The organism is Bradyrhizobium sp. CCGUVB14 (assembly GCF_024199935.1).
Taxonomy (GTDB): domain Bacteria; phylum Pseudomonadota; class Alphaproteobacteria; order Rhizobiales; family Xanthobacteraceae; genus Bradyrhizobium.
In genome coordinates this window covers 9,174,809-9,198,199 of record NZ_JANADS010000001.1, presented here as the reverse complement: position 1 = coordinate 9,198,199, position 23,391 = coordinate 9,174,809, and the positions used below count along the sequence as shown (strand labels likewise).

Annotated in this window: 19 protein-coding genes; 8 read left to right on the top strand and 11 right to left on the bottom strand. The window is 64.9% G+C overall.

Going from position 1 to position 23,391, the window contains the following annotated elements; genetic code table 11:
• The first annotated feature begins 48 nt into the window (after positions 1-48).
• Positions 49-1,299: an MFS transporter gene (locus NLM32_RS43045; protein WP_254134691.1), complete on the top strand. Its 1,251-nt coding sequence runs from the start codon at positions 49-51 to the stop codon at positions 1,297-1,299.
• A gap of 12 nt (positions 1,300-1,311) precedes the next feature.
• On the opposite strand, the gene NLM32_RS43040 is transcribed toward NLM32_RS43045, so the two are convergent.
• Complete coding sequence (locus NLM32_RS43040; RefSeq protein ID WP_309143719.1) at positions 1,312-1,980, bottom strand: HAD family phosphatase; 669 nt, start codon at positions 1,978-1,980, stop codon at positions 1,312-1,314.
• Between the two features lie 43 nt (positions 1,981-2,023).
• Entirely contained in the window at positions 2,024-3,055 is a 1,032-nt protein-coding gene (locus NLM32_RS43035) for a helix-turn-helix domain-containing protein (protein ID WP_254134689.1), read from the bottom strand.
• Between the two features lie 466 nt (positions 3,056-3,521).
• Here NLM32_RS43035 and NLM32_RS43030 point away from each other — a divergent pair, with 466 nt between their 5' ends.
• Entirely contained in the window at positions 3,522-6,992 is a 3,471-nt protein-coding gene (locus NLM32_RS43030) for an autotransporter domain-containing protein (protein WP_254134688.1), read from the top strand.
• A 189-nt stretch (positions 6,993-7,181) separates the two neighbouring features.
• Here NLM32_RS43030 and NLM32_RS43025 read toward each other — a convergent pair whose 3' ends face one another.
• From NLM32_RS43025 to NLM32_RS43015, 3 genes are all read right to left on the bottom strand, one after another.
• A complete protein-coding gene (locus tag NLM32_RS43025) occupies positions 7,182-9,083 on the bottom strand; it encodes a diguanylate cyclase domain-containing protein (protein ID WP_254134687.1) in 1,902 nt (633 codons plus the stop codon).
• A 180-nt stretch (positions 9,084-9,263) separates the two neighbouring features.
• Entirely contained in the window at positions 9,264-9,485 is a 222-nt protein-coding gene (locus tag NLM32_RS43020; RefSeq protein WP_254134686.1) for a dodecin, read from the bottom strand.
• A gap of 108 nt (positions 9,486-9,593) precedes the next feature.
• The gene (locus NLM32_RS43015; RefSeq protein ID WP_254134685.1) at positions 9,594-10,838 is read right to left on the bottom strand and encodes a glycosyltransferase family 87 protein; all 1,245 of its coding nucleotides are present in this window, start codon (positions 10,836-10,838) and stop codon (positions 9,594-9,596) included.
• 280 nt (positions 10,839-11,118) lie between these two features.
• Here NLM32_RS43015 and NLM32_RS43010 point away from each other — a divergent pair, with 280 nt between their 5' ends.
• On the top strand, positions 11,119-12,747 hold the full coding sequence (locus tag NLM32_RS43010; protein WP_254134684.1) for a hypothetical protein: 1,629 nt from the start codon (positions 11,119-11,121) through the stop codon (positions 12,745-12,747).
• 65 nt (positions 12,748-12,812) lie between these two features.
• Here NLM32_RS43010 and NLM32_RS43005 read toward each other — a convergent pair whose 3' ends face one another.
• A complete protein-coding gene (locus NLM32_RS43005) occupies positions 12,813-13,370 on the bottom strand; it encodes an HNH endonuclease (RefSeq protein WP_008142962.1) in 558 nt (185 codons plus the stop codon).
• A gap of 162 nt (positions 13,371-13,532) precedes the next feature.
• Here NLM32_RS43005 and NLM32_RS43000 point away from each other — a divergent pair, with 162 nt between their 5' ends.
• Positions 13,533-14,510, top strand: coding sequence for a tripartite tricarboxylate transporter substrate binding protein (locus NLM32_RS43000; protein ID WP_254134683.1), 978 nt, complete (start codon positions 13,533-13,535; stop codon positions 14,508-14,510).
• Between the two features lie 5 nt (positions 14,511-14,515).
• Here NLM32_RS43000 and NLM32_RS42995 read toward each other — a convergent pair whose 3' ends face one another.
• The 4 genes from NLM32_RS42995 to NLM32_RS42980 all read right to left on the bottom strand — a co-directional run bounded on the left by NLM32_RS42995 (position 14,516) and on the right by NLM32_RS42980 (position 19,233).
• Complete coding sequence (locus NLM32_RS42995; RefSeq protein ID WP_254134682.1) at positions 14,516-15,493, bottom strand: peptidyl-alpha-hydroxyglycine alpha-amidating lyase family protein; 978 nt, start codon at positions 15,491-15,493, stop codon at positions 14,516-14,518.
• 58 nt (positions 15,494-15,551) lie between these two features.
• Positions 15,552-17,327, bottom strand: coding sequence for an NAD(P)/FAD-dependent oxidoreductase (locus NLM32_RS42990; RefSeq protein ID WP_254134681.1), 1,776 nt, complete (start codon positions 17,325-17,327; stop codon positions 15,552-15,554).
• Positions 17,328-17,404: 77 nt separating this feature from the next.
• The gene (locus NLM32_RS42985) at positions 17,405-18,490 is read right to left on the bottom strand and encodes a DUF2855 family protein (RefSeq protein WP_254134680.1); all 1,086 of its coding nucleotides are present in this window, start codon (positions 18,488-18,490) and stop codon (positions 17,405-17,407) included.
• Between the two features lie 95 nt (positions 18,491-18,585).
• Positions 18,586-19,233, bottom strand: a complete 648-nt coding sequence (locus NLM32_RS42980; protein ID WP_254134679.1) for a DNA-3-methyladenine glycosylase — start codon at positions 19,231-19,233, stop codon at positions 18,586-18,588.
• 102 nt (positions 19,234-19,335) lie between these two features.
• Here NLM32_RS42980 and gluQRS point away from each other — a divergent pair, with 102 nt between their 5' ends.
• Together gluQRS and NLM32_RS42970 are read left to right on the top strand one after the other, a co-directional pair.
• Positions 19,336-20,208 (top strand): tRNA glutamyl-Q(34) synthetase GluQRS, encoded by an 873-nt coding sequence (gluQRS, locus tag NLM32_RS42975; RefSeq protein WP_254134678.1) that lies wholly within the window; start codon positions 19,336-19,338, stop codon positions 20,206-20,208.
• Positions 20,209-20,311: 103 nt separating this feature from the next.
• Positions 20,312-21,589 (top strand): ATP-binding protein, encoded by a 1,278-nt coding sequence (locus NLM32_RS42970; RefSeq protein ID WP_254134677.1) that lies wholly within the window; start codon positions 20,312-20,314, stop codon positions 21,587-21,589.
• On the opposite strand, the gene NLM32_RS42965 is transcribed toward NLM32_RS42970, so the two are convergent.
• Positions 21,516-22,409 carry a YihY/virulence factor BrkB family protein gene (locus NLM32_RS42965; RefSeq protein ID WP_254134676.1) on the bottom strand — a complete coding sequence of 298 codons (894 nt, stop codon included), beginning with the start codon at positions 22,407-22,409 and terminating at the stop codon, positions 21,516-21,518. The two genes, NLM32_RS42970 and NLM32_RS42965, sit on opposite strands and share 74 nt — an antisense overlap.
• A gap of 164 nt (positions 22,410-22,573) precedes the next feature.
• Here NLM32_RS42965 and NLM32_RS42960 point away from each other — a divergent pair, with 164 nt between their 5' ends.
• Positions 22,574-22,768: a twin transmembrane helix small protein gene (locus NLM32_RS42960; RefSeq protein ID WP_254134675.1), complete on the top strand. Its 195-nt coding sequence runs from the start codon at positions 22,574-22,576 to the stop codon at positions 22,766-22,768.
• Between the two features lies 1 nt (position 22,769).
• Positions 22,770-23,342: a cob(I)yrinic acid a,c-diamide adenosyltransferase gene (locus NLM32_RS42955; protein ID WP_254134674.1), complete on the top strand. Its 573-nt coding sequence runs from the start codon at positions 22,770-22,772 to the stop codon at positions 23,340-23,342.
• Positions 23,343-23,391: the final 49 nt, after the last annotated feature.

Below are 23,391 nucleotides of genomic sequence, written 5' to 3'. Positions count from 1 at the left end.
TCGGAGGCCTTGATCCCAACGGACTGGCTGGCGTAGGGGGGGGGACACATGAGCCAGCTACAGGATGTGACTCTCGGCGCGGTCGATACGGACCGTGCGACGGACCGCGATGCGGCAGCGCGCCGGGCGCTGTGGGGATCAGCGCTCGGCTACGCCATGGACGGGTTCGACCTCCTCATCCTCGGCTTCATGCTGACGGCGATTTCGAAAGACCTTCATCTTACCCAGCCGCAGGCGGCCTCGCTGGTCACGGGGACCCTGGTCGGCGCGGTCGTCGGCGGCCTGGTCTTCGGCATGCTGTCGGACCGGCTTGGCCGCGTGCGGGTTCTGACCTGGAGCATCGTCCTGTTCGCGGTCTTCACCGGCCTGTGTGCGCTGGCGCAGGGCTATTGGGACCTGCTGGCCTACCGGGCCATTGCCGGCATCGGCCTCGGTGGCGAATTCGGCATCGGCATGGCGCTGGTGGCCGAGACCTGGCCCGCGAGCAAGCGCGCCCGGGCCACGTCCTATGTCGGGCTCGGCTGGCAGTTCGGCGTGCTTACGGCGGCGCTGGTGACGCCGGTGCTGTTGCCGATCATTGGCTGGCGCGGGATGTTTGCGCTCGGCGTGTTTCCGGCAGTGGTCGCTTACGTGATCCGGCGCAAGCTGCACGAGCCGGACGTCTTCATCGCGCACAAGGCGAAGGCAATGAAGACCGGTTCGTCACTTCGCGCGCTCGTGGCTGATGCGGGGACGACCCGGATCGGCATCGGAATGATCATTCTCTGCTCGGTGCAGAATTTTGGCTATTACGGCATCATGATCTGGCTGCCGAACTATCTCTCGACGCGGTTCGGCTATGGCCTGACCCAATCGGCGCTCTGGACGGCCGTTACCATCGCCGGCATGGCGCTCGGCATCTTCCTGTTCGGTCATGCGGCCGATCGTTTCGGCCGCCGTGTGGCGTTTCTGACCTACATGCTGGGCGCAGCCGTCATGGTGGTGGTCTATTCGCAGCTGACGACCGCCGGTGCGCTGCTGGTCGGCGGCGCCGTGATGGGCTTCTTCGTCAACGGCATGCTCGGCGGCTACGGCGCGCTGATGAGCGAGCTTTATCCGACCGCGGCGCGCGCGACGGCACAAAACGTGTTCTTCAACATCGGTCGGGCGGTGGCCGGCTTCGGACCGCTGGTCGTCGGCATCGTCAGTGCCGCGTACGGCTTCCCGACCGCAATCGCGGGTCTTGCGCTGCTCTATCTCATCGACATCGTGGCGCTGCTTACGCTGATCCCGGAGCGGCGCGGTGTCGATCTCGCCTGACGTCGCATGCGTTCACCGTTCGCGAAGCAGGCCATAGCCTGAAAGGGCCTGCCTGAACGTCTCCGGCGATGTGTGATGATGGGCCAGGAGGCCAGCCTCGCGCGCGCCGGCAACATTCGCCGCCAGATCGTCGACGAACAGGACGGTTTCCGGCCTCACCTTGAGCTCCGACAGACACAGACGGTAGCACTGCGGGTCGGGCTTCGCCGTCTTGAACTCGGCCGATGTGTAGATTTTGGAGCCGAACAGCGGCCGCAATTCCGGCAGCAACGTATCGATGTGATCGGCGACCAGCGTGGTATTGTTGGTCAGGATCGCAATATCGACGGTTCGGCGGAGCTGCCCGACAATCTCCAGCATCGCGCGATCGGCCCGCATCGAACAGCGTCGCGCCTCCACCCATTCGTCGAGCGACAGCGGATAGCCGATCCGTTCGCCGAAGCCCCGCAGATAATCGACGGCATCGAGCGCGCCGGAGTCTCCGAGCAGTTCGAAGCCGCTGTCCCAGATCGCCTGGTGAACGAATTCGTCGGTCGATCCGGCAAGCTTCGCCAGGCGCGCGACGCGCTTTCCCCTGTCGTAGTCGCAGAGGACGTTGTCCATATCGAACAGGACGAGCTTGATGTCACCAGGCACGGCCGCACTCTCGGATGGCCGAACTTCGGCCGTGACCGGAGTCATATCCGGTCGAAGCGCAGGCGACAAACCCGGACGTTGGCGTCGCTCACGGCCGCGATGTCCGACGCCGGGCCAGTTGGTGAAGCACCGTGTCGATGGCCGGAACGGCTCCGGTTTCGCGCAGCCATTGGTCCGCCTGCTCCCTGAGCTCGCCCGGCGTCAGTCCGAATTTTCGGCGGAACGCCCGTATGAACGTCGAGTCGCTGCTGAAACGCATCCCGATGGCGAGGTCGATCAGCCGCCCGTCCTGTGCGGACGGCGAGATCAGTTGCCGGAAGGCCAGATTGAGCCGCTGCTCCCTGATGTAATGTGCCAGCCCGCCATCGGCCTCGAACAGCCGGTAGAGGGTTGCCCGCGAGATCTGGAAATGGCGGCAAAGCTCCGCGGTGGAGAGTGCGTCGGTATCGAGACCATGCGCGATGTGGCGTTTGATCATCGCGAGATACAGATGCCGCTCGGCCCGTTCGACGCCGGCGACGATGTCGGCCGTACCGCCGGCGGCCGCGGCCATGAGATCGGCGATTGCCTCGACCGTGGTCTCGGCATTGCCGGCCTCGGGTTCGGGGGGCAGTTCAAGCGCCGCAAAATGGTTGGCGAGCAGGCGCGCATGCGGGTGATCTGACGGCAGCAAGATGGCCGTCGCGGAATCCGGATGTGCGAGCCGCGGCGCGAGCATGGCACGCTGCAGGATGATCGCAATCACATGGGTGCGGTCGGCGCCGCCGCGAAACACCGTTCGGTTCGGCTGCGCCATGTCGAGCAGGCAGATGTCGCCCGGCCCCAACGTCACCCCGCGCGGACCCGAGCTAAACCGCATCTCGCCTTTGACGCAGAGCGTAATCTGGAAATGGTCCATCGCGCCGCGGGCGACGTGTGCGGGCGTCCGGTCGTATTCCAGATCGGTCGAACGCGTATCGACCAGCAACGCATTGCGGGTCATCATCGTCAAGCTGGTGACATGGAAATCGTCATCCGCCGTGAGCGGAATCACGTCGCAGATGTCGGCCGTCATCGCGCGCAATTGTGCAAGCGCAAATGCCCCGCGCCCCGGGGTGTCCGCCAGCATGTTCTCGTTCAAGGCCGTGCCGTCCCCATCATCGCGCGATGAGGCAGAACCGCATGGGACCCGAATTTCGCGGATCGGCAGCACAGCAACATCATTTCATCATGTAAACACCCTGAATTCGGCGCGCAAGCAACGACAAGCACAGTCGCCGATCGGTGTCGGCGGACGCCACGTGGAATCAGCATCGCTGTGCCATCTATGCATCAGTGCATGCCGAAATCAGCGGCTGAGACACTGGGCACATCGCGGAAATCGCCGGTCTGCTACGAGCCGATGAAATCCCAACCTTGCCGCGCGGTCGCTTGCGGCCAGTTCGCGTCCGAGGCCCTTCATGACAACGAGATTCCGTCTCCCGCTTTGCCTATTGATTGGGCGGACGATCTCGCCGTATGCCGTTGGCCGGCCCGTGGCGCTTGTCGGCCTTGCAGTTTGGGCGATGGCGCTTGGCTTGCCCCAGGCGGGGCGTGCGGCGACGCTGATGGTGACTTCCACAGCCGACAGCGGCGCCGGCAGCTTGCGCGCCGCCATCATCAGCGCCGCGAGTGGCGACACGATCCAATTCCAGGTCGGTGGCACGATCACGCTCCAGAGCGAACTGCCGGTCATCACCAAGAACATCGCCATCGACGGCAACGGCAACAACCCGACCATCAGCGGCGCCGGCACCTATCGCCCGTTCTTCATCGGCGATGCTGGCACCACCGGCTCGACCTATTCGGTCACCTTGAAGAACCTGACCATCGCCAACGCAGTGGCGCAGGGCGGAGCCGGTTTAGGCTCCGGTGCTGGCGCCGGTCTCGGCGGCGCGGCGTTCGTCTCCAGCAACGGCGCGCTGACGCTGTCGAATGTCGCCGTCTCGAACACGCAGGCCAAGGGTGGCAGCGTTGTGGACAATATCGGAGAAATGAGCGGCGGCGGCGGCATGGGCGGCAAGTCCTACCCTCTTACTCCGACTGGCGGCGGCGGACTGTTCGTCGGCTCGGACGCTCCGGGCACGGGTAACGGCGGCGGACCCAATGGCGGTGTTGGTAACAATGTCGCCAATGGGCCGGCGACCGGCGGTGCCGGAGGTTTTGCCAGCGGCGGTGGCGGGGCCTCGTCGAACGGAGGACCCGTCGTCGGGGGCGCGGGCGGATTTGGCGGTGGCGGGGGCGGTGCCAATGCCGGCGGAGCAACAACGGGCGGCTCAGGCGGTTATGGTGGCGGCGGCGGCTCCGCTAACGGCACGTCGACTTCGGTCGGTGGTGTCGGCGGCTTCGGAGGAGGCGGTGGTAGCGGCATGACTGCGGCCGGCGTCGGCGGCTTCGGCGCCGGCAATGGCGTCAGCGGATACAACGCCGGCGGCGGCGGCCTCGGCGCCGGTGGGGCGATCTTCGTGCAGAGCGGCGGATCGGTCACCGTTCAGGGCGACCTGTCGCAGACGGCAGGCAGCGCCTCGGGCGGGGCAGGCTACAATGGCGGGACCAACGGTTCGGCCTTCGGCTCCGGCATCTTCTTCCAGGGCACGAGCGGCACCGCCAGCATTCTCGACTTCGGTTCCGGCACCCAGTCCATTGCCAATGGCATCGCCGATTACACCGGCTCCGGCGGCACTAATCCGGGCGGCGGTACGAATGTGGCCGACCAGGGCGGCAGCGTCGCGATCACCAAGAGCAATGGCGGCACGCTAACTCTGTCGAGTGCCAACACCTATAGCGGCGGCACTACCATCAACGAGGGCTCGACATTGGTTGTTGGCAACGCCCAGGCGCTCGGTACCGGCACCTTGACGCTCAATGGCGGCGCGACCGGTGTCACAGTTACTTTCAATGGCAGCTACACGATTGCCAACAACATCGCCGCGACTGGCGATCCCATCTACAACGTCATCACTGGCAGCACTGTCAACCTGACGGGCGTGCTCTCCGGCTCGGGCGACGTCGTCGTCAACGAGGCGGGCGGCTACGCCGGAACGCTGATCCTCTCCGGCGTCAACACCTATACTGGTCCAACCACCGTGGACGCCGGCACTCTGCAAGCCGGCTCGACCAGCGCTTTTGGCAATAACTCCTCGGTCACGGTCGCAAGCGGTGCGCTGCTCGATCTCGCCGGTTTCTCCAACGCGATCGGCTCGCTCGCCGGTGCCGGCACCGTCACCAACAGCGGCGGCGCGGCCACGCTGACGGCGGGCGGCGATACCACCTCAACGGTCTTTTCCGGAACGATCCAGGACGGCGCGGGATCGATTGCATTGACCAAGGCCGGCACCGGCCTCTTGCTGCTCTCCGGCAGCAATACTTACAGTGGCGCGACCATCGTCAGCGGCGGAACGTTGCAGGTCGACGGATCGATTGCATCATCCAGCCTGACCACCGTCCAATCGGGAGCGGCACTCAGCGGCAGCGGCACGGTCGGATCTGCCGTTATCGAGAACGGAGCCATCTTCGCACCGGGCAACGGCAACGCGGGGACGGCGATGACTGTGAGCGGCAATCTCGCCTTCCACTCCGGCGCGGTCTATCTGGTTCAGGTCACTCCTTCGGCGGCCTCGTTCGCGGCTGTCACCGGCACGGCGACGCTCGGCGGTGCGACCGTAGATGCCGTTTTCGCAAGCGGCAGTTACATCTCCAGGCGCTACACAATCCTGACCGCGAGTGGCGGGGTCAACGGCACGTTTGGCTCGCTGGTTACAGCCGGCCTGCCGGGCAACATCAGAAGCGTGGGTCTGAGCTATGATACCAACGACGTCTATCTCGATCTGGCCCTGAACTTTGCCATTCCGTCCGACCTCAACGGCAACCAGCAGCGCGTCGGCAACGCGCTGACGAATTTCTTCAACGCCAATGGCGGGATCGCCGCGGTCTACGGTACGCTGACGCCGGCCGGCCTGACGCAAGTTTCCGGCGAACCCGGAACCGGCTCACAGCAGACCAGCTTCAACGCCATGAGCCAGTTCGTGGGCTTGCTGACCGATCCGATTTCGCAACGGGATGGCGGACCGGGGGCGGCGAGCGGTGCGGCCGGTTTTGCCGAGGAGGATCGGGCCAGCGCCTATGCAGCACGCAGGCGCACCGATGCATTTGCCATGGTCACGAAGGCGCCGCCGCAGGCATTCGCACCGCGCTGGAGTGTATGGGCCGCGGGCTTTGGCGGCTCGCAATCCACGATGGGCAATGCGGCGACCGGTTCGAACGACTCGACCAGCCACGTGTTTGGGACCGCCGCCGGGGCCGATTACCGGTTCTCGGCAGATACGCTCGCCGGCTTTGCGCTGGCCGGCGGCGGGACCAATTTCAGCGTCGCAAACGGTCTCGGCTCGGGCCGCTCCGACCTGTTTCAGGTCGGCGCCTATCTGCGTCACACCAATGGTCCGGCCTACATCTCTGCTGCGCTCGCTTATGGCTGGCAGAACATCACCACCGATCGCACAGTGACCATCGCCGGCGCCGATCGCCTGCGGGCCGCGTTCGACGCCAACGCGTATTCCGGTCGCCTCGAAGGTGGCTATCGCTTCGTTGCGCCCTGGATCGGGGGCATCGGCCTCACGCCCTATGCTGCCGCGCAGTTCACGACGTTCGATCTGCCGGCCTATGCCGAGCAGGTCGTCTCCGGTTCGTCTGCCTTTGCGCTGAGCTATGCCGCGAGGAGCGTGACTGACACGCGCAGCGAGCTTGGCCTGCGCAGCGACAAATCCTTCGCAGTCCAGAACGGTGTTCTGACGCTGCGCGGCCGCGCCGCCTGGGCGCATGATTTCAATCCGGATCGTTCGATCGTCGCCACTTTCCAGGCGTTGCCGGGCGCAAGCTTGGTCGTCAACGGTGCCGCACAGGCACGCGACTCGGCGCTCACCTCCGCATCGCTCGAGATGAAATGGCTGAACGGCTGGTCGGCAGCGGCGACCTTCGAAGGCGAATTCTCGAACGTCACGCGCAGCTATGCGGGGAAGGGCAGCGTGCGCTACGCTTGGTGAGCGGTCAGTTTCCTCCCGCGCTCTGCATCGGCCAGGCACGACCTGACCCGACATCTCCAGCCGGTCGCCGCCGTGGCGCTGTAGAGCGAGCGGTCGGCGGCACCACCGCTTTGCAATCCGTCGCGGTCTGGGACTGAAGCTCCGTCGACAAGGGTGGCATGTGTTGCGCCTGAGGAGCAACCGATCCCGTCACGCGGTCTTCGCGGGCCAGGGGACAACCTGTCCCGACATCACCAGCCGGTCACGGCCGCTGTCCTTGGCGGCGTAGAGTGCGCGGTCGGCGGCAGCGACCAGCGTGCTTGAGTCCGTGGCCTGGGATGGCAGGCTCGTCGCGGCGCCGACGCTGACAGTCACCAGGCGGGAAGGTGGATTTTGCGCGTGCAGCATGGCGAGATCGCGCAGCGCCTGGCGAATCCCTTCGCCGACCTCGGCGCAGCCCTCCGGACCGGTGTTCGGCAACAGCACGGCGAACTCCTCGCCGCCGTAGCGCGCCGCGAGGTCGGCAGGACGCCTGGCGGTGGTGGATAGAATCCGGCCCAGCGCGCGCAGGCATCCGTCGCCTGCCAGATGTCCGTAATGGTCATTGAACTTCTTGAAATGGTCGACGTCGATCAGCAGGAGCGAGAGCTGCGTGCCGTCGCGCCGGCTACGCGCCCACTCCTCGGCGAGGCGTTCGTCGAATGCGCGCCGGTTGGCGAGGCCGGTGAGAGCGTCGGTGGTCGCAAGCGAGGCGAGCTTGTCCTGAAGGTCCTTCTGCTCAGTGATGTCGCGCATGACAGCGACGACGCCGTCGATCTCGCCACTGTCCGACCCCAGGGTCACGTGCAGCGCCGCTTCGGCCCAGATCTCGCCCTTGTCGCGGTGACGCTGGCGATAGACGAACCGCGCCTCCTCGGCTTCGCCGTTTTTCAGCGCGGCAATGACCTGCTCGACCCGTTCCATGTCATCGGGATGAATGCCGGACAGGGCCGATGTGTCCAGCAGTTCCTCGGCCGACCAGCCCGTGATGCGCACGCATGAGGGAGAAACGTAGAGCAGCCGGTTATCGAGTCCGATCCGGGTCACCATGTCGCTGGATTGCTCGGCCAGCAGGCGGAAATTGGCTTCCTTGGCGACCAGGACCTGCGCCATGCGCTGCCGTTGCAACAACTGACGGACCAGATAGAAGCCGATCACGGCGATCAGCAGCACAAGACCGAGGACGAAGATCATGCGCGCGGCCGCGGCGTGGCGCCACGGAGCCAGCACGTCGTCCTGCGATTTGCTCGCCAGCACCATCAGTGGATAGTGGCTGCTGCGTTGGTAATAGCTCAGCCGCTGCACGCCATCGAGCGGCGACGTGAAGTAATAGACTGCCGCGGCGGGACGGCTTTCCCAGTCTCTGAACAAGGGTGAATTGGACAGATCCCGTCCGACGAAAGTTTCGCTCTCGTCATGGGTCCGCGCCAGCATGATGCCGGTGTTGTTGAGCAGCGATGCGGAGCCATTCGGCCCGAAGTCGAATCGCTCGTAGAATTTTGCGAAATAGGCGACGTCGATCGTGAGCAGGGCGACGCCGGCAAAGCTACCGTCGGGATGGTCGATCCGGCGCGACGCCGTGATGATCCACTGGCCGCCGGCGCGGCTCCTGATGGGGCGCCCGATCAGCGTGCCCTTGTCCGGGGAGGCGCGATGCTGCTGGAAATATTCGCGATCGCTGTTGTTGAGCCCGGAGAAGTCGATGTGCTCGGTCGTGGCCAGCCAGCGGCCGGTCTCGTCATAGACGAAGATGCCGCGGATGCGGTCCGATGATTTGCGGGTCGGCAGATAGGTCTGGAGCTTCGAAATTGTGTCCGGGCCCAATCCGTCGAGCTCGAGCCGGTGGACCAGCCCGACCAGGATCGTATCGGCGAGCTCGAACGTGTCGTCGGCGTGCTGGACCAGCGAATGCGCCAGATTGGCAACGTCGATTTCGGCGCTTCTGAGCTCCGCATTGCGCGTTTCCCATTCGCGCCAGACGCTCAAGCCCAGGATCGTCACGCAGATCAGGGCAACGAACCCCGCCGCCCAGAGCGGAAGGTGCGTTTTGCCGAGTTCGCGGCTCGGGGCCATCGGGTCTGCTCCAATTCGGCGCAAACCTCTCACTTTGGTCTTAACGGCTTGTTGCAAGAACCGTGATGATTGCGCGGGGCCGTGGTCAATCGGCGGGGATAGTCGGCGTTTTAATCAACGCGCGTCGGTGGATGTTAACCACGTTGCCGCGGCGGGACGGTCTGCCTCGCGTTCATCGCATCACCCGTCGAGGGTAAACCCGACTCGCAGCGTCACCTGGTAGTGACGCACGGCGCCGTTCTCGATGTGGCCGCGCGTCTGTACCACCTCGAACCATTTCATCTCGCGCACGGTCTTGGACGCGCGGCTGATCGCGTTCTTGATCGCGTCCTCGATCGAGCTCTCGGACGATCCAACCAGTTCCAGGATCTTGTAGACATGATCCTTCTCGGCTGCGGGCATGGCGGGCCTCCCTAGCTTGCGCTGCACCACGATCTCCGCGTGGCGTTCATCTGAACGGGCAGCCTGCCCTTCCGGTTCCATGGTCCGCCATGGCCCCGCGGATGCGGGCTATTCGAGCGCGCCTGCCGGTGCGCCGAGTTCGGCAGCGGTAACCGGCGGCGCATCGCGCCACATCATCCGCAGCAGCATTGCCAGCAGGACCATCAGTGCGGCACCGGCGATCGCCGGCTTGAAGTGCTCGTCGAAGCTGGAGGCGAGGTTCGTCGATTGCAGCAAGCCGTAGGCGCCGGCCAGCATGATGAGAGCGTACATCATGCTGCGCTCGCGCGGGTTCGCCACTTTGGGGAGATATGGAAGGACCAGTGCCAGACCAATCCCGGCGATGGGCAGGTCGTAATCATAGGCGTAGGGGCTGATCATCACGGAGACCAGCGCGGCGATGCCGAGCGTGAACGAAGGAGGCATCCGGCGAGCGATGCCAAGTGCGACGGCACTGAGCGCAAGGCCGGCTATGGCGATCTGGCCCCAGAACGCGCCACTTGCCGGGACGCCGAAATTGTACAACGCCGCGTAGCTGGAGATCATGCGGAACAGGGGGTACGAGCCCTGCTCCAGAAAGCTCGCCGACTCCCTGATCGCACCGAGCCAGGCGAGCCAGATCTGCGGCCCGAAGGCCAGCGTGCACGCAAGCGAGCTCACGAGCACGAGCGCGGCTGCGACGGCGATCGTCGCCCACTGTCGCGTCGCCAGCAGATAGAGGCCGATGGCGACGGCGAGATGCGGCTTGATGACCATGGCGCCGAGCGCGAGGCCCGCGAGCACCTGGCGCCTCTCGGCATGGACGCAGATGAGCCCGATCAGCGCACCCGTGAGCAATCCATTTTGCCCGCAGCCGATCGTGATCGCGATCGCCGGAAACAGGATGACGAGGACTTGGGCAAAGTATTCTCCGGCGAGCTTGCGCAGTGTCATCAAGTAAGCCGCGAGCGTCGTGCCGGTGAACAAGGCGTAGGCGGCCCAGGTCGGAAGGAAGGCGAGCGGGGCGAGCAGCAGGTCGAACTGGGGCGGGTACGTCCAGGGCATGAAGCCGCTCGCGCCGCCCGACAGGCTCGCCTGCATCTTCATGAACAATGAGAACTGGTAGGTCAGGTCGAGATCGCCGAGCCAGATCCGCTGTGCGACGAGATGAAACGCCGCGAAATCGGGCACCTGCTGGTCGTGCCAGAAACCCCACCGGACAAACCAGTAGATCTTGAGAACAAGGATTGCCGCCAGTGCCGCGACGACGACGCGCACATAGAGCGTGCGTTTCGACGGCGACGATCGAACAGACTCCAGCGTTTCGGCAAGCATGGGGATGAAGCGACCTGGCCCGAATATGATGGTGGATCGAAGACCGCGACGTGCCACGGAACTTTGCGGCTGAGCTTGCCGGCTCTGGCTTAACGGACGGTAACGGACCGTTCACGGTTCCCCGGATTCGTGGCGAGCGGGGAACTAAGGCCCCCGGGCGCTCATCGTCGTTAACGAAATGCTGACGCAACGGGTCGGCTACGGCCCGGCGGAAATGCGGGATTAAACTCTTGATCGTATCGAATGCGATGGGCTCGGCGTGGCCCGCGGGGAGAGCTTTGTGACCATTGCCGTGAATCATTGCGATGGCCTGGAGCGGTCAGCTCGGCAATCGTCTGCGGCTTCCGGCGCGGGGCGGTGGACCCGTCCTTCGACCGTCGCCGTGCTGCTTTGGTCGGCGCTGTTTGCGGCGGAGCTCGCCGCGATGGTGGCGCTGTGCGACTTCAGGCTCATCTTCGCTCTGGACGACGCCTACATCCATCTCGCGGTTGCCGACCAAATCCTCTCCGGCGGATATGGCGTCAACGCCGGCGAATTTTCATCGCCAAGCTCCTCGATCATCTGGCCTTATATTCTCGCGCTGACCGAGGCCATCTATCTCGGCCCGTTCGGCCCGCTGCTGATCAACGCTGCCACCGCCTGTGCGACAGTGTTTGCGCTTCTGCGTGCGCTGGAGGCGAACGGGTTGTTCGACGACGCCAATGATCGCGCGTTCGGCTATCTGATCGCATTGCTCCTGATCTTTAACGTTAGCGCAATCGCGCTGCCGATGACCGGCATGGAGCACAGCGCTCACGTGTGGGCCTCCGTCGTGACCTTTCTCGGTCTCGCCGCGGCGGCGCGCGGATTCGCGCCGACGCCGCTCCACTTCATCGCGCTGGTGCTGCTTCCCCTGATCCGCTTCGAAGGTATTGCCCTTGCCTGTGCGGCCATTGTCGGCTTCGCGCTGCTCGGCCACCGGCGCTTTGCCGGCGGCGCCGCGCTCGTCGTCATCGTCAGCCTGTCCGGCTATTTTGCATTGATGGCCTCGCGCGGCCTGCCGCTGCTGCCGAGTTCGGTGCTGCTGAAGGGCTATCTCGCAAATCTCGATGGCGAATCCACGAGCAATCTGCCTGCCGTCGTCAAGAACATGCTGCGGAGCATCAGCAGCTCCTATGGCCTGCGGCTCATCATGCTCGGTCTTGCGCTTGCCGGTTGCGCCTCCTGGCTGCGTGCCGATCGCAAGGCGGTGATCGTCTGTCTGACCGTTCTCGCTGCCATCGCTGCTCATCTGGTGTTCGGCCAATATGGCTGGTTCAACCGCTATGAGGTCTACATCATGGCGCTTGCTGTGGCCGCGTTGCTTTGGAGCGTCGCGCAGGTCTGGCCGCGTCCGCCTGCGTTGCAATGGTCGCTCACGAAGATCGTGCTGGTGCTTGGGCTTGGCATTGCAGCGATGCCCTACGTGACGACGGCGCTGGTCACGCCGATCGCGGCCAGCGATATCTACGAGCAGCAACACCAGCTGGCTCGCTTCGCCAAATCGTTCTACCGGCATCCGGTCGCGGTCAACGATCTTGGCATGGTCGCCTACCGCAATCCCAACTACACGCTGGATCTCTGGGGCCTTGGCTCGGAACAGGTGCGGAAGGCCAGGACCGCGGGGCAGTATGGACCTGCGGAAATGGCAGCTCTCGCGAGCGATCACGGCGTCGGCCTGGTGATGATCTACGACGCCTGGTTTCCGAAAGGTGTGCCATCGACCTGGACAAAGGTGGCCGTGTTGCGAACCACGACCGTGATCCTGTCGCAACGAGACGTTGCCTTCTACCGTACGCCGTTGGCAGACGCGGCAGAGGTGACTTCAGCGCTCGAGGCATTCAAGGCGACTATTCCGCCGCGGGACAGGCTCGACATCATCGCGCCGTAACTCCGCATCGCGCATCAAGCGCAAGACCAACGCCACGCAACGCGATCGGTGCGTGAGGCCGTCCGCTACGGATCCAGCTCCGTATCCCAGTAGAGATAGTCCAGCCAGCTGTCGTGCAGATAGTTCGGCGGGAACAGCCGGCCGTTGCGGTGGAGCTGGTGCACGGTCGGGGCGAACGCACTCTGGCGCGGAAACATTTTTGCCTGCGCGGGCGTGAGATTGCCTTTGCGCAAATTACACGGCGAGCACGCCGCCACCACGTTCTCCCAGGTGGTCTGGCCGCCTTTGCTGCGCGGGATGATGTGATCGAAGGTGAGGTCTTCCGGCGAGCCGCAATATTGGCAGGCGAAACGATCGCGCAGGAAGACGTTGAACCGGGTGAAGGCGGGGTGGGTGGTCGGCTTGACGAAGGATTTGAGCGAGACCACGCTCGGTAGCTGCATTTGCAGCGTGGGACTGTGAACCGCCTGATCGTAATGCGCTACGATGTTGACGCGATCGAGAAACACCGCCTTGATCGCGTCCTGCCACGACCACAGAGACAGTGGGTAGTAACTCAGCGGCCGAAAGTCCGCGTTGAGGACCAGCACCGGCCAACTGCCTTGCGAGACATGTGCGTTCAAGTAACGCTCCCGGCCTCCAATATACGCTGCGAAGCAGCATGTATTGACATACTACATGCAGCGTGACGGGATTGTGAAGCCCGTTGAGCGACTTATTCAGGTGCAAGCAATACGGCGGCGGGGTGGCAAACGCTCAAAAACGCCGCGATTTGGGGAGGGGCGATGCGAGGCTGGTTCGCCACGCTGCTCGCGGCCGTGCTCGGCACGGCGCCGATTGGCTCCGCCGCGGCTGAGGATTATCCGACGCGCCCCATCACCATGATCGTGCCGTTCCCGGCCGGTGGGGCGACCGACACGTTGGCGCGGTTCCTCGGCGAGCGCTTGAACATCGTGCTGAAACAGCCGGTCGTGATCGAGAATGTCGGCGGTGCGGCCGGCTCGCTCGGTGTCGGTCGTGCGGTGCGCGCCAGCCCCGACGGCTACACGCTGTCGATCGGAACCTCGACCACGCACATGCTGACCGGCGGGCTCTACGCGCTGCCGTTCGATCTGCTGCGCGACCTCGATCCGGTGATCCTGATCGGCAGCGAGCCGCTGCTGATCGTCGGGCGCAAGGATCTGCCGGCGGATGATCTCAGACAATTGATCGCGTGGCTGAAGGCCAATCCGGACAAGGCGTCGGTCGGCATCGCCGGCGTCGGCGCCACCGGTCATCTCGCCGGCATTGCGTTCCAGAAGGAGACCGGCACGAAATTCCAATTCGTGCCCTACCGCGGCAACGGACCCGCGATGCAGGACCTCGTCGCCGGCCAGATCGACGCGATGATCGAGCCGGCCTCGAACTTCAAGGCGCTGGTCGGCGCCGGCAGCATCAAGACCTTCGCGGTCACCAGCAAGGCGCGCTCTCCATCCTGGCCGAACATTCCAACCGCGGATGAAGCAGGTCTGTCAGGCTACTCCGCTTCGCTGTGGTACGGTTTGTGGGTGCCGAAGGGCACGTCGAAGGACATCACCGCAAGGCTCAATGCCGCCATGGTGCAGATCCTGGCGAGCCCGCAGCTGAAGCAGCGCTTTGCCGAACTCGGCATCCAGGTCTCGCCGCTCGTGCAGCAGTCGCCGGACGCGCTGCGCGCCTACCAGAAGGAGGAGGCGGACCGCTGGTGGCCGATCATCAAGGCGTCGGGGATCAAGGTGGAGTAGGGGGACTACTCCCGCACCCGTTCCAGCTTCTGCAGGCAACGCGTCGCGCGCACGACGGCCGGCATCTCCTCGTCCGGAAAGCTCGTCTTCCAGTCGGTGACGCCGACTTCGCCGACATAGATGTCACCCTTCGAATCCAGCGCGATGCCATGGGGTGCCAGAAACTTGCCGCTGGCGACACCCGGGCCGCCCTCGCCGCCGAGCCGCGCGATGCGCTTTCCAGTGGCGTCCACGATCGACAGGCGCGGACCAAGATTGGGCACCTTGCGGTTGACGGCCAGGCCGGGGCCGAGCTCGCCGATGACGAAGGTCGGGTTCTTGCCCCCGCCGCAACAGCACAGCGCGCAAGGGCGGTGCAGATTATTCCACTGCGTCTCGTATTTGCCCTCGCCGTTGAACACCTGCACGCGATGATTCTCGCGATCGGCGACGTAGACCCAGCCATCGGCGTCGGTGGCGATGTTGTGCACGATGTTGAACTGGCCGGGATCGGTGCCGGGTTCGCCCCAGCTTTTGATGAGCTTGCCGTCGGGCGTGTATTTGTGCACGCGCGCATTGCCATAGCCGTCGGAGACGTAGATCTCGCCCTTCGGCGACAACGCCGTGTGGGTGCAGCGGTGGAACGGCTCACCGCTCATGAAGGGGGTCGCCTTCGCCGGGATGCCGATCGTCAGCAGCACCTTGCCGTCGGTCGTGCATTTGCGCACGGTGTGGTCGCCGTCATCGGTGCAGTAGAGATTATCGTCGGCGTCGATGTGCAGGCCGTGGGCACGGGAGAACAGGCCCTCGCCAAAACTGCGCAGGAAATTGCCCTCGCGGTCCAGCACGACCATCGGATGCTCACCGCGGTTGAAGACGTAGACCCGGTCCTTGCTGTCGATCGCCACGGACGCGACGTCGGTCAGCTGCCAGCCGTCCGGAAGCTTTGCGAAATTTTCGACGACACGATAGCGGTGCTCGCCGGCACCGAGAATGGCTGGCATTGGTATTCTCCTTCATTCGCTGCCGTGGGGCTACACTGTCTCCGCGTCGATGCGAGGCTCAAGCGGCGTCCACCCCGCGTGGCAAGATCCCTTCCTCGATCGCCTTGATCTGCAGTGCGAGGAATTTCGAGTTGATCCGGCATTGCGCGAGACTGCCGGCGATGAACCACAGGCCGGGCTGCCCGGTGCGCGCATACATGTTGCGCAGCTCAAAGCCGTCGCCAAAGCCCCAGACCGGGCCGACGCGGTCGGCGACGGCGTCGCCGAACAGCTTTCGCACGAGGTATTCCTGCGGCTTGTAGCCGGTCGAGAGCACAATGAGATCGGCGGTGATGGCCGTGCCATCCTTCATCTGCGCGCCATCGGCCGTGAAGCTGTCGATGTCCTCGAATTGCGTCAGCTCGATCGCGCCGTCGACGATGAGGTTGGAGCAGCCGACGTTGAAATAATAGCCGCCGCCACGGGTCAGGTACTTGAACTGCCATCCGGTGCCGGCCTCGCCGAAGTCGAGCTTGAAGCCGACCCGGCGGAGGCCGTCGAGCAGCTCCTTGTCGAGCTCCTTCGACTGCTCCGTCAGCATCACATGGGTCTTCTTCGCAAGCGGTGTCGGCATCGAGGTCGCGATCAGATCGTTGTCCTCGAGCGTGCCCTCATTGTAGGTCGCGTAAGCGAGCTGCGCCGACGGCTCGATGTTGGTGACCAGCGTCGGCGACCGCTGCACCAGCGTCACCGCGGCGCCGCTGGAATAGAGGTCCTGCGCGATATCGTGGCCGCTGTTGCCGGTGCCGATGACGATGGCGCGTTGGCCCTGCCAGTTCTCGCCGTCCTCGTAGCGGCTGGAATGCAGCAGCGTGCCCTTGAAACGATCGAGGGTTGGAATATCCGGCACGTTGGCGATGCCGCTGACGCCGGTCCCCATCACCACATGACGCGGATGCATGGTGCGCTTGCTGCCGTCGGCGCGGCGCAACGTCACCGTCCAGCGGCCTGCGGCTTCGTCGTAGGCGCCGCCTTCGAACTCGGTGCCGGTCCAGAAGTTCAGCTCCATGGCATCGACGTATGCCTCGAACCAGTTCGCGAGCTTGTCCTTGGGGATATAGGTCGGCCAGCTCGGCGGGAACAGCATGTAGGGCATGTGATTGACCTGCACCTGGTTGTGCAGGGTGAGCGCGTGATAGCGTTTGCGCCAATTATCGCCGATGCGTGTTTCGCGATCGACGATCAGCGTATCGATCTGCAACTGCTTCAGCCGTGCGGCAATCGCCAAGCCAGCCTGACCGCCGCCGACCACCAGCACGGTGGGATCTCGGTCGGAATAGTCGCGCGAGGCGTTGCGCAGGTCGAGCCAGTTCGGCCCTCGGAAGTCGCGCGAATAGGCTTGTCCCCGCGGACGCGAGGTGCCGAGCTGCTCCTCAAAGCCCTTGAGCTCCTCGAGCGCGGTCAGCAGCGTCCACGCTTTCAGACGATCGCCGTCGGCGGTGTCGGGCACGAGCCGCACGATGCCGCTGCCGCGGCCGAGCGCGGTTTCGAAACGAAAGATCGCCTCGATATTGTTGGTGCCGGCCCGTGTCACCCAGCGTGGCGCCGCGCGGTTCGGGGCGATCTTGAAGTTGGACGGTGACGCGTTGGGCGCGCGTGCAGTCAGTTCTTGTGCGACCTCATCGCGGCCGGCGATGGTTTGCAGGTTCCAGCTCAGCGCCAACACGTCACGCCAGAAGCACGCGGCAACGAACAGGCGGTCGAGTGCAGCAGGATCGGGTCTGGCAAGCGCGCGCTCGAACCCGTCCAGCCAGGCCTGCGCGGAGACGGAAATATCCTTCGTCTTATCCAGCATGCGCGACCTCGTGCCGTCTTCGCGGCGTTTCCTCTGAGGTCGAACGCTATACTGGATCAGGCGACGTCAAAAGCGCTTTACCCGAGCAGCGAGAGCATGTGGCCCTGCTCAGGCGGAATGCGCCCTTTGAGCGTGTCGAGGTAGACCCGCTGCACCGCCTCGGGCCCGCGGCTTTCGATGACGGTCAGGCGCGTGTCGAGCGTCGGTGCAAAGCCGGACCAAGCCCGGCCAAAGCGTTGCTCGATGCCACCGGGGCCCCAGTCCTTGGCGCGCTTGCGGATCGTGTCGGGCGCGGAGAACCAGCGCGGCTTTGCGCCGGGCAACGCGGCTTCGTCGGCATCGGTGGCGCGATGCGTCAATCCGACCCGCATCGAGCATTTCATCTGGTCACCGAAATGCCGGTGCAGTTCGGCGCGCAATGCGCTGTTGCCGGCCATGTCGATGAAGGCGACCGGCGTGTCTGAGGGAAGCGACGCCACGCGATCATAGGTGACGATCTCGTCATAGCAACCGAGCGAGGTGACGAAACCGGTATTGCCGGCCGAGGTCAGGCCGATCACCTTGCGGCCGCGCGTATGCAGGAGATGGCCGAGCCCGAACGCTGTCTTGCTCGATGCGCTCGAGAGCAGCACGGTGCGGGCACCGAAATCGTCGTTTTCAGTCAGGAAGTCATCGACCAGGAACGATAGCATGAACAGCGGCCGCAGCAACGCCTGGTAGTCGCCCTGCCGTCCGGCATAGGCGGGATCGCCACTGACGCGCGCATAGGCGTTGTAGACGGGGGCCACGCCTTGCCGGTGCGCGGCAGCGTCGCGCAAGCCGCGCTTGCTGACATCAGCCGCTTCGATGACGAGATGCGTCGCCATCGGGAAATAGCCGAACAGACGTTCCCCCACCGGCACGTTCGGATGTGCCGAGGCGATCACATCGCCAAAGCCCCATACCGGAATGTTGCCAAAACCTTTTGGTGCGGGAAACAGCTCCCAATACTTCACGGTGTCGCCGAGCACGGCATAGGTGATGTTGTTGGCGGTGAAGGCGAAACGGTCGACCTTCACCAGCAGCGCATCTTGCGGCAGCGCGTCGGCTGCGGGAATCGTGGTTGCGATCGTCCTGCACGTTTCAAAATCGTCGCGCGCAACGATGAAGTCGGTGGCTGTCATGATGTCAGATCCCGGCTTGTGTCTGTGCCGGCATCTCATCGATCACGCGCGCGTCGTTTGCAACAGCAACATAGTTTTAAACGGTGTTCGGCTGCTTACGCCGTCAGCACACCTTCGCGCTTCTTCACCGCGCGATAATAGCTCCACCACAGATGCGCGGCAGCACCACGCAACGGACGCCAGGGCTCGGCGATCGGTGCCATCTGCTTTTCCGTCGGCCGTGCCGAAAGGCCGAGGCCAATCTTGATGCCCTCTTGCACGGCGATATCGCCGGCCGGCCAGGCATCGCCGTGACCGAGGCAGAACAGCAGATAAACATCGGCTGTCCACGGCCCGATGCCCGGCAGTGCAATCAGCGTGTGGTGCGCAGCCTCGGCATCCTCCTCCGCGAGCACGTCGAGGTTCAGCCGCTGCGCGGTCAGCTCACGCGCGAGATGTTTCAGCGTCTTGATCTTGGCGGCCGACAGGCCGAGCCGTCCCAGCCGGTCGGTGCGGGCGCGGCGCACCGCCTCGTGGTCGAATGGATCGAAGGCCGCGGACAGCCGTCCCCAGATCGCCGCCGCGCTCGCGGTCGAAAGCTGCTGTCCGCAGACGATATGGGCAAGCCCGGCAAACCCCGGCTCACGCCGCCGCAATGCCGGCATGCCCGCGACCGCGAGCACGGGTTTGAGCCGCGGGTCGCGCTTCACCAGCGCGTGGACGGCCTCTTCGAGATCGGACTGGGTTTCGAGGTGGATTGTCATGATCGCTCTACTTGTCATGCGCAGGCTTGACCCGCGCATCCATCTCCTATCGTAACAGAGTCTTGGTCATACAGAGTCTTGGCCATGACGAGATCTTGCCATATGCCGCCACCCGTTTTCCGATTTGCCCCCAGCCCGAACGGCCATTTGCATCTTGGCCACGCCTATTCGGCGCTGCTCAATTTCGATCGCGCGCGCGAAACCGGCGGGCGGCTGTTGCTGCGGATCGAGGACATCGACGCGACGCGTTGCCGGCCGGAGTTCGAGGCGGCGATTGATGAGGACCTCGCCTGGCTGGGGATCGGCTGGGAGATGCCGGTGCGGCGGCAGTCGGAGCATCTCGCCGAATACCGCGCTGCGCTGGAGAAGCTCTCTGCGCTCGGCCTCGTCTATCCCGCCTTCGAAAGCCGCGCCGAGATCGCAAAGCTTGTGGCTGCGCGCGAGGCCGGTGGACCATGGCCGCGCGATCCTGACGGCGCGCCGCTCTATCCCGGCGAGGCCAAAGCGCTGGCGGCCGACGAGCGGTCGCGTCTGATCGATACCGGCGCGCCTTATGCGCTGCGGCTCGACATGGCCGCCGCCTGCCGGCGCGTCACCGGCCTGAGCTGGAACGAGTTGGGCGAGGGCCCTGATGGCGAGCGCGGCACGGTCACCGCGCGGCCCGAGGCGTGGGGCGACGTGATTCTGGCGCGCAAGGAGACCCCGACCAGCTACCATCTGTCCGTGGTGGTCGACGACGCGCTTCAGGGCGTGACCGAGACCGTGCGCGGTCAGGATCTGTTTCACGCCACCTCGGTCCACCGCCTGCTCCAGGCCTTGCTCGGCCTGCCGGAGCCCGCCTACCGCCACCACTCCCTGATTCGCGGCGCCGACGGGCGGAAGCTGTCGAAATCGGACCGCTCGACCGGCCTGCGGGAGTTGCGCGCGGCAGGTCACTCGCCTGCCGATATTCGCAGGTCCGTGGGATTAGGCTAAGTTTCTCTGGGGGTTAGCAAAACGCCGCCGTGACTCCGGGGGTTCCGCCGTGCGATGCTGGGCCGATAGCCCGGGGTTCGAAGGGATACTTCGAAGGGGATTTATGGCGGCGAAAACGCGCTCAGCGCGCACCACGCGAAAGTCCAGGCAACCGCCTCGGAAGCGGTCCGGGGCAGCCGGGAGGTTGCGCAAGCGCGGCACCAAGGCCGTTGCCCCTGACGTGATCCAGGCGGCGCTTGCAGCCTTTGCCCACGAGGTCCGCACCCCCCTGACCGGCATTCTCGCGATCAGCGATCTGCTGTCGACCTCCGATCTCGGCGAGCGGGAGCGGCGCTGGGCCGACACCATCAAGGCCGGTGCCGAGCATCTGGCGAACCTTGCCACGCTGTTTGTCGATGCCGCCAAGACCGGCAAGGGCGCGGGCGGCAGCACGCTGCGGCAGGATCTGTTCGATCTGCGGGCGCTCGCCCGCAGCACCGGCGATTCGCTGGCCGGCCGCGCCGCCGCCAAGGGGCTCCAGGCCGAGGTCGAGATCTCCGACAAGCTGGCGGGCCTCGTGGTCGGCGATCCCGTCCGCCTGCGCGCCGCGCTCGAGAACCTGATCGACAATGCCGTGAAATTCACCGACCAGGGCGGCGTAGCGATGTCGGCGGCGCCCTGGCGTCCCGCCAAGGACAAAGCAAGCGGCAAAGCCAAGGATAAGGACAAGCGCCGGGTCGGCGTCGCCTTCTCGGTGTCCGACAGCGGCATCGGCCTGACCATGGCCGAGATCAAGCGGCTGTTTCGCCCGTTCAGCCAGGCCAATGTCACCATCGCCTCGCGCTTCGGCGGCGCCGGGCTCGGTCTGTCTTCGGTGAAGCAACTGGCGCGCGCGATGGGCGGCGACATCGTGGTTGCGCCGCGGCGCGGCGGTGGCGCCACGTTCACGCTGACCGTCTCTCTCGATGCGGCGGGGCCGGCGAAGTCCCGCAAGCCCGGCCGCGGCGAGGCGGATGCGCTGGCGGCGCTGCGCGTGCTGAGCGTCGAAGACAATCCATTTGGCCGTGTCGTGCTCAACACCATTCTGACCGAGCTCGGCCATCATGCCGAGTTCATCGGGCGCGGCGAAGATGCCGTGAATCGGCTCGCGCAAGGCGGCTTCGATGCGGTGTTGATGGACATGGTGTTGCCGGGCATCGACGGCGTCGAGGCGATCCGGCGGATCCGCACAATGCAGGCGCCGCTGGCTCGGATCCCGATCATCGGCGTGTCCGGCCGCGGCGAGGACGAGGCGGCGTCGCGCGAGGCCGGCGCCGACGCCTTCCTGGTCAAGCCTGTGTCCCCGCGGGCCTTAGCGACTGCGCTGCTTGAAGCGAAACGCCGTGAGGAAGTCGCGACTTGATGATCGCGGCATTGAGCTCGCCGCCGAACACGAAGATCGCGGCGATGAAATACAGAAACACCAGCGCGATGATCACCGAGGCCAACCCCGCATACATCGTCACGTAATTGTTGGCGAAGCGCGCCAGGTATTGTCCGAACACGATGCCCGAGATCAGCGAGGCCACGATGGTGAAAACGATGCCGGGCAGGATCTGGAAAAAGCTGCGCCGCCCTGCAGGCAGCCAGGCGTGCAGGATAAGCAGCGCCACCACCAGCGCGCCGATGGTGATGCCGTAGCGCAGCCAGGTGAGGATGCTCTCGTTGGATTCAACGAACAGCGGAATATGGCGCCGCGCCGCCTCGATGAAGAGCGGGCCGAGCACGATCAGGAACGCCATGGCGAGCGCAGTGAAGGCCGCGACCAGCGTGTAGCCGATCGATTCCAGCCGCAGCCAGTACCAGCGCCGCATCTCCACCACCGCATAGGCGCGGTTCAGCGCCACCCGCAGCGCCTCGACGCCGTTGGACGCAAAGTAGACCGACAGCACCGCGCCGATGGTCAGCACGCCGGTGCGGGTGGTGGTCAGCACGTCGTGAATCTCGCCGGACAGTGAATCCGCCACCTGCTTCGGCCAGACCTCGAGCATCAGCCCGGCCGCCTGGTCGGCGAGCTCCTTGGAGCCGAAGAAGCCGGCCAGCGAGGTCAGCACGATCAGGAACGGGAACAGCGCCATCAGCGTCGACAGCGCAATGTGGCTCGAGATCGCCCAGCCGTCGTCGGCCAGGAACGTGTAGAAGGCGTCCTCAACGACGATATAGACGGTGCGGATGACCTTCACAGCCTGCCCCGTAATGCTCCCTCTCCCCACAAGGCTGGAGAGGCGAAGACGGCAGGCCATGCGCGCAAATCGGAAATCATCCAGCCAGCTTCTGATATTATTGGCCTAAAAGCCAGATTGGGAACGCCATGGCGGAGCGCCGCACACGGTGTTATCACCCCCAAATGGCATCTCTCCTGAGTACTTTCATCCTGCCGGTGGCAGCCGGCGCCGTGGCGATCGTGCTGTTGCTCGGTCTCGTCAACATGATGCGCGGCGGCTCGCCCAACACCTCGCAGAAGTTGATGCGCCTGCGTGTTCTCCTGCAGTTCGTCGCGATCGTCATCGCGATGATCGCGGTCTGGGCGATGGGGCGCTAACATGGTCGTGCTCAACCGCATCTATACGAAGACCGGTGACGACGGCACGACAGCGCTCGGAACCGGCGAGCGTCGTCCGAAATATGATCTGCGCATCGCGGCCTACGGCACGGTCGACGAGACCAATGCCGCGATCGGCGTGGTGCGCCTTCACACCAGCGATGCGCCGGAGCTCGATGCGATGCTCGGCCGTATCCAGAACGATCTGTTCGATCTCGGCGCCGATCTCGCGGTGCCCGAACGCGAGGGTAAGGCGGAGCGGCTGCGGGTGGTGGCCAGCCAGGTCGAGCGGCTCGAGCACGACATCGATGCGCTCAACGACAAGCTCGCACCGCTCACGTCCTTCGTGCTGCCGGGCGGCACGCCGGCCGCCGCCTACCTCCATGTCGCCCGCACGATTTGCCGCAGGGCGGAACGTGTGATGGTGGAACTGGCGGCCCAGCCCGGAGAGGCGGTCGGTGCCGCTGGCATCCAATATATGAACCGCCTGTCGGACTTCCTGTTCGTGGCCAGCCGCGCCGCTAACCATAATGGCGCCGGCGACGTGCTCTGGGTTCCGGGCCAGAACCGCTGACCCCGAAGTCACTGACCCATTGAGCCGCGCATTTCTAAGGTCTAAAATT